General features: G+C 72.5%; 6 protein-coding genes. 4 read left to right on the top strand and 2 right to left on the bottom strand.

Annotated features, from left to right (window positions below):
• Positions 1-800 (top strand): glycerate kinase (locus GT354_RS39700; RefSeq protein ID WP_161361251.1); only part of this gene is annotated, 800 nt, incomplete at its 5' end.
• Positions 801-1,228: 428 nt separating this feature from the next.
• Here GT354_RS39700 and GT354_RS39695 read toward each other — a convergent pair.
• The gene (locus GT354_RS39695) at positions 1,229-2,212 is read right to left on the bottom strand and encodes a DUF5937 family protein (protein WP_161361249.1); all 984 of its coding nucleotides are present in this window, start codon (positions 2,210-2,212) and stop codon (positions 1,229-1,231) included.
• A gap of 187 nt (positions 2,213-2,399) precedes the next feature.
• Here GT354_RS39695 and GT354_RS39690 point away from each other — a divergent pair, with 187 nt between their 5' ends.
• Both GT354_RS39690 and GT354_RS39685 read left to right on the top strand, forming a co-directional pair.
• A complete protein-coding gene (locus tag GT354_RS39690; protein ID WP_237535901.1) occupies positions 2,400-3,557 on the top strand; it encodes an MFS transporter in 1,158 nt (385 codons plus the stop codon).
• A 405-nt stretch (positions 3,558-3,962) separates the two neighbouring features.
• Entirely contained in the window at positions 3,963-4,892 is a 930-nt protein-coding gene (locus tag GT354_RS39685; RefSeq protein WP_346012383.1) for a serine hydrolase, read from the top strand.
• A gap of 189 nt (positions 4,893-5,081) precedes the next feature.
• Here GT354_RS39685 and GT354_RS39680 read toward each other — a convergent pair whose 3' ends face one another.
• The gene (locus GT354_RS39680) at positions 5,082-5,714 is read right to left on the bottom strand and encodes a cysteine hydrolase (RefSeq protein ID WP_161361245.1); all 633 of its coding nucleotides are present in this window, start codon (positions 5,712-5,714) and stop codon (positions 5,082-5,084) included.
• Between the two features lie 450 nt (positions 5,715-6,164).
• Here GT354_RS39680 and GT354_RS39675 point away from each other — a divergent pair.
• On the top strand, positions 6,165-6,880 hold a 716-nt coding region (locus tag GT354_RS39675; protein ID WP_202512816.1), incomplete at its 3' end, for a hypothetical protein.

Raw genomic sequence — 6,880 nt, 5'->3', positions numbered from 1 at the left:
CGCCCGATCCGATGGGCGCCCACACCGCAGGTCTCGGCGTGGTGATCGCCGCCGCGCTGGCGGCGGGCGCGCGTGGCCTGGTGATCACCGTGGGCGGATCGGCCTCGACCGACGGCGGGACGGGTGCGTTGCGCGCCCTCGGCACCCGCTTCCTGGACGACGATGGCGCCGAACTTCCTTATGGCGGCGCTGCGTTGGCCCGCCTGGGCCGAATCGATCGGAGCCGACTCCTCGAACCGCCGGCCGCCGGGGTGGAGATCCTGACCGACGTCACGAACCCGCTGCTCGGCCGACTCGGCGCCGCACACGTCTACGGCCCGCAAAAGGGCGCGACCACAGCGGAGATCGACGAACTCGACGCCGGCCTCACCCGCTTGGCCGAACTCCTCGGCGGCGAACCGGGCGCGCCCGGCGCGGGTGCGGCCGGCGGCACCGCCTACGGCCTGGCCGCCGCGTGGGGCGCGTCGATCCTCCCCGGCGCACACCGTGTGGCGGAACTGGCCGGTCTCGCCGCCACGCTGTCCGGCGCGGATCTGGTGATCACCGGCGAGGGCCGCTTCGACGCGACCTCCGCGCAGGGCAAGGTCGTGGGCACCGTCGTGGACTACGCGCACGCTGCCGGCGACGTACCGGTCGCCCTCGTCGCCGGCACGGTCGACGCGCCCCTGCCACCGGGCATCACCACCCACGAAGACCTGACCCGCCTGGCCGGATCCACCGCCGCCGCCTCGACCGAACCCGAGCGCTGGCTCGAACACGCCGGCGCGGCACTCGCCGCCCGCACCACGACCCACCCGTAACCGCTTCCCGCTTCCCACTCTCCGCCTCCCGCTTGCGCGCCGCGCGTGACGCATCCGACAGTCCCGAACCGCCGGATGCGCCACGCACGCTCTACCGGCGACCACCGCGATGCGCCTCCGCGATCAGGCCTGCGGCCGTGTCCATCAGCCTACGGACAGCGACGATTCGGATCTCTCGGCGGCCATCTCCCGCTCTTCAACCAACCGTTGCCGCAGGTCGACCACGCCGCCAGGCGCCAGCCCCCCACCCACGACCGCCCAGCCAACCACCGCCGCGCGCCTCCGCGATCAGGTCTGCGGCCGAGTCACGAGCGCGAACGCCCCCGGGCGCGAACACCCCCGCGGGCGCGGGCGGCTTCGGGTGTTGGGTCGTTCTGGGGACACGGGAGGGCCTCGTTCGTGAACCACCGGCAGGTGGACGCCGGCCGTCAGCGGGCCAATGCGTCGCCCAGTGGGGTGCGTTCGTAGCGGACCTGGTGGCCGTGTCGGCGTGAGAGCAGCAGGCCGGCGTCGCGCAGGACGGACAGGTGGGCCGAGACCGAGGACAGGGCCAGGCCGTGGCGGTCGGCGAGGGCGCTGGTCGTCGCGGGTGTGTCGAGGCCCACGAGGATCTCCGCGCGATTGGCGCCGATCAGGCGGCTCAGGCCTTGTGAGGGTTCCTGCGCGGGCTCACTCCACAAACCGCCGATACCGCGGGCGGGGTAGATCAGCGTCGGCTGCCATGGCGGGTCGAAACCGCCCACGACGGCCGGCCACACGAAGACCCCGGGCACCAGGACGAGTCCGTCGCCGTCCAGCACCCGGGAGTGGGTCGCCGACCCGTTGCGGCCGGTCACGGTGAGCGTTTCGTCGGCCCACGAGATGCGCGGGTGCAGGTCGGCGAACAGACCGGCGAGCCCGTCGTCGGCAAGGCGTCGGGTCCGAAAGGCGATGTCGGCCTCCAGGAGCGACCGCAGGCGCGGCCAGTACGGGGCCAGGAGGGCGTCCCACGCGCGCTCGTAGAGATCGGCGAGTTCACCGATCGCCCACGCCGGATCGGCGAGCATCCGGCGGCCGAGCGGGTGGTCGGCGGAGCCTGCGGTCTGCGCCAGCGCGCGGGAGAGTTCCGGGTGCGCCGCCGCCGGGTCGGTCGCGCGCACCCGGGCGAGTTCACCCTCGAGCGTCGTCAAGGGGCCGGCAGGCGGCGGGCACAGGAAGTCCGGGGTGTAACCGCGCCAGGGCATCATCAGGAGCATCGGCTCCAGGTCGAGGCCCACCACCGCCTCGCGGGCCCGCCGTACCCATTGTGGGTGGTATCCGTGTCCCTCGGAGCGGATCAACGTCCGGATGGCGTGGTGCGTCTCCCACAGCGGCGAGATCGCGAACCGACAGCGCAGGAGGTCGGGCGCGCCGAAGTGCATGTGCAGGGTCAACGGTCCTCCCGCGACGGTCGAAGTTTCGGATGGGCCCGAAACAATACATCGCGCACCCCTCGGCGACCAGGCTGTCGCCATGACGACGACGGGGAACAAAACGGACGAGCCGGCCGGCGACACGGCCTCGGCCGCTCCGGTGGGCACCGGGGTCGAGACCTCGCGAAACGAGCGCGGCGGCTACGGAATGGTTTTCGCGGTACGGGAGTTCCGTCCCGTCTTCGCGGCGCACGTACTGTCGATGGCCGGCACCGTACTGGCCCAGGTGGCCCTCGCGGTGCTGGTGTACCGCCTTACGGGGTCCGCACTGCTGACGGCGCTCACCTACGCGCTGGGGTTCCTGCCGTATGCGATCAGCGGCACGCTGCTGGCCGGGTTGGCGGATCGGTACGCCGCACGCACGGTGCTCGTGGTGTGCGACGTGCTGTGCGCGGGGTGCGCGGTGGTGATGGCGGTACCGGGCACCCCGGTCGCGGTGCTGCTGGGGCTGAAGTTCGTGATGTCGCTGGTGGCGCCGGTGTTCACCGGTGCCCGGGCGGCGAGCCTGACGGACATCCTGGGCGACGGGGACACCCTGGTCCTCGGTCGGTCGCTGATCCGGATGGTGGCGCAGGGCGCGCAGGTCGCGGGGTTCGGGCTCGGCGGGCTGCTGCTCGTGGTGGTGAGTCCGCGCGGGGCATTGCTGGTCACGGCGGCGACGTTCGCGGCGTCCGCGCTGCTGCTGCGTTTCGGCACTCGGCGGCGTCCCGGTCGGGCGGTGCGCAAGGCCGGGGGCACCCGCGAGCTGCTCGCGCATCGTCCGGTGCGCACGCTCATGGTGCTCGTCTGGATCCAGCCGTTCTTCATCGTGGTCCCCGAGGCCCTCGCGGCTCCCTACACGGACGGGATCGGCGCGGGAACCACGGGGCTCGGGCTGTTCATGGCGGCGATGCCGGTCGGGACCCTGCTGGGCGAACTGCTCGCCGGCACCCTGCTCGGTCCGGCGCTGCGGTCGAGGATCGTGGGGCCGCTCGCGCTGGTTTCGCTGCTTCCGTTTCTCGGCTTCGCGCTGCGTCCGTCGCTGCCCTGGGCGCTCGCGGCGATGTTCGCGACGGGGTTGTGCGGCGCGTACACGCTCGGAGTGGACCGGTGGTTCCTGACCGCGGTGCCGGCGGGGATGCACGGTCGGGCGATGACGCTGATGTCGGCCGGGCTGATGACGGTCCAGGGGGTGGGGATGGCGCTGGCGGGGGCGCTGGCCGAGATCGGCGCGCCGCATGTGGTGACGGCGTGGGCGGGGGTGTTGGGCACCGGGTGCGTGGCGCTCGCGCTGCGGTCGGCTCGGCGGGCGCAGCGGATGCCTTGATCGCACCTGTCGGCTCGCGTCCCCTGGTGCCGCGGACGTGCGCTCTCCCTAGGCGGGCTCTCGGCACATGCGCTCTCCCTACGCGGGCCCTCACTTCGTCCGCTCTCCCTAGGTGGGTCCTCGGCACGGGCGCTCTCCTTGCGTGGGCTCTCGGCACGTGCGCTCTCCCTACGTGGGCCCTCGGCACATGCGCTCTCCCTGCGTGGGCCCTCATCACGTGCGCTCTCCCTGCGTGGGCTCTCGGCACGGGCGCTCTCATGCGGTCTTAAGACCGGTCTCATCCGACGTCCAGATCGCCGGACCAACGTTTGCGGCATGAGTCACGCCCATCGACGCCCAAGGCGTCCCGCGAGTGCGAGACGGTCGATACCGGGCGCCTCGCTTCTCGCTGTGGTCTTGACGATCGTGGTCGTGTGCGTGCTACTCGTGGCGCACGCCGAATCGGGCGACCGGTCGGCGCGCGAGCCGGTCGCGAGGTCGACGGCGACGGAGACCCGGATGCAGGTGGGCATGGACGACGAACCGGAGCAGGCCACGGCGCCTCCGACGGCGGTGTCGAGCGCGAATCAGGATCCCGCCGCCGCGTCACGTGTGGCGTCCGCCCCGGTATCGAGCTCTGCGTCGGCGGCCTCCGCGTTGGCCGCCGCGATGCCTTCGACGATCGGGCACCTCTCGGTGGCGGTCTTCGATCCGGCCACGGGGGAGATCGCGTCCTCGGGCGGGGAACGGACGTACGTCACAGCCAGCATCGTCAAGGTCGACATCCTCGCCGCGCTGTTGCTTCGGGCCCAGGACGAGGGCCGATCGCTCACGGCGGCCGAGCGGACGACCGCCGCCGCGATGATCCGCAACAGTGACAACACCGCGACCGACACGCTGTGGGGGTCCATCGGCGGCGCCGCGGCGCTGCGGGCCGCGAACGTACGACTGGGGCTGACGGAGACCGTGCCCACCGAGGCGTCGTGGGGGCTGACCGCCACGACCGTCGGTGATCAGGTCCGCCTGCTCAACGCCGTGACGGCTGATTCGTCCGCCCTGACCGCCCGGTCGCGGGCCTACATCGAGGACTTGATGACGTCCGTCGCCGACGACCAGGCGTGGGGCGTGTCCACCGTCGCCGACGCCGGGACGGACACCGCGCTCAAGAACGGCTGGCTGCCGCGTGACGCCACCGGGCTGTGGGTGATCAACAGCATCGGACGGGTCACCCACGACGGCCGCACCCTGATGGTCGCGGTGCTGTCCGACGATCAGGCGTCGATGGCGGCGGGGATCGATCAGGTCGAGGCGGTGGTCGAGGCGGTCGTCCCGGCCGTGACGGACGCACTGAACTGACCCTGCCACCGGGCCGGTTCGCCGGGCCGGTTCGCCGGTCCGGACCGGACCGTCAGGCGACCCGAAAAGGGCAAGCGACCGGCTACGAGGGCGGCTTGGCAGGTTGGTCTGCCGCGTCGTCGTGATCGTTGCGGGCGGCCTCGACCAGGTACGTGCGTACCACGAGGCCGTCCCGCCCCACCTGCCTCGTCAGCCCACGCGCGCGGTGAACTGCTCGGCGGTGACCACGTCGGCGGTCGACTGGGCCAGCACCACGAGGGCGGCGCGGTGTACCTCGTCGGCCGTCATCGCGCCCCAGCCCAGGTCCGGGTGGTCGTACGTGCCACACGCGTCGGCGACGACCAGGGTCCAGAAGTCGCGGAACATCGCGTCACGCGCGGTGGCGTGCACGCAGTCCTCGGTGGTCACGCCGGTCACCGCCACGGTCGTGATGCCGCGCCCACGCAGCAGAATCTCCAGGTCCGTCCCGAAGAAGCCGCTGTAGCGGTGTTTCTTGACCACGATCTCGCCCGGGGCCGGCGCGACGGCGGGGTGGATGTCTCCGCCGGGAGTGCCGTCGACGAGCGCGCTGCCGTCGGCGATCGGCGGATACAGATCCTTGTAGCGGCCCATGTCGGAGCCGTCGGGACGGTGCACGTGTGCCGTGTAGACGACCAGGATCCCGGCCTTGCGACAGAAGTCGATCAGCGCGCCGAGAGTGGGCAGCATGGCGTAGCCCGCTGCGGACTCCAACGGCGCGCCGGGAGCGACGAAGTCGTTTTGCACGTCGACGACGATCAGGGCGGTTCGGGCCGGATCGACGGCGCTGACTCGGTAACCCATGGACGGACACCCTTCTCGCGCACGGCCGCTCGACTCCTGCACCGATTGCGCGACCTGCGGCGTGCGCGGCCTGTCGCACATGGCGTATGTATGACGAGCGCCACGATAGCGCGATACCACGTGCTTCGAAAGATCATCGGCGCGGTACACCGTGCGCGGTGCCCGGTAGACGGTACCCGGCGCCCGGTGCCCGGTGCCCGGTACCTCGGTGCCCGGTAAGCCGTGCCCGGCTCGGGGGCGTCACCGGCGCTGTCATCGGTGTCGGGGGCGGCGCCGTCGGAACTGCGCCGGCGGGCGGAGGTTTGCGGCCACGGCAGCGACCGAGGCAAGGGAGCGTCGTGGGACCGCCGACGTGTGCAGTCCACCGGCGCGATGCCCCCGCGAAGGAGCCGCCGGCCACTGTGATGGGCTGGGACGTATCCGGGTCGTCGACCTGGCCGGGACGTCCGGGTGGCAACACGGGCCGGGGACGCCCGGATCCGCAACGACAACGACAACGAACAGGGGTACCGAACGGTGACACAAAGGTCGACACGGGGGAGCGCCGCCGAGACGTTGCTCGGGCTGGTGCTCGCGGGGGGCGCGCCCGGGGACGCCGGGCGGTTGCGGGATCGACTGGGTGATGTGGAAGTCCCGATCCTGGGGTGCGCGTTGTCGCCTGCGGGTGCGCGGGCGACGGCGGTCGACGACCCCGACGTGCTGGTGCGGCGTGCCGTGGCGCACAACCCGAGTCTGGACGCGGACGAGTTGACCGTGTTGCTGGAGCGGCCCGACCCCGTGGTGGACACGCTCGTGTATCGGCACGCCGCAGCGCTGCCGTGGATGCGGCGGACCGTACTCACCCCCGGTCGGCACGCCGAACCCGGCGCCCTGCGCGCCCTGTGGGAGGCGATCCGCACCCGCGGGGCCGACCCGATGGACCGGCCGGGATTCGTCGGCGCCGCGGTGGTGTCCGACATACCGGAGCTCGTCGAGCACGCGCTGCGCACGGTGGGGCCACGGCTGTCCTCCGCCGAGCAACTGCGCGGCCTGTGGGGGCTGTTCGCGGACCCGGACCGGCTGCGCGCGCTGCTCGCGGATCCGGCCGGCGAACTGCGGCCCGCCGTCACGGCCGTCGCCCGTGCCGCGTTGGACACGGGGGCCGAGCCGCTGCGGGACGCCGTCGA

Source organism: Streptomyces sp. SID3343, from assembly GCF_009865215.1.
GTDB lineage: Bacteria > Actinomycetota > Actinomycetes > Streptomycetales > Streptomycetaceae > Embleya.
Note: the sequence above shows the minus strand (reverse complement) of the source record. Positions and strands in the feature narration are given on the sequence as shown.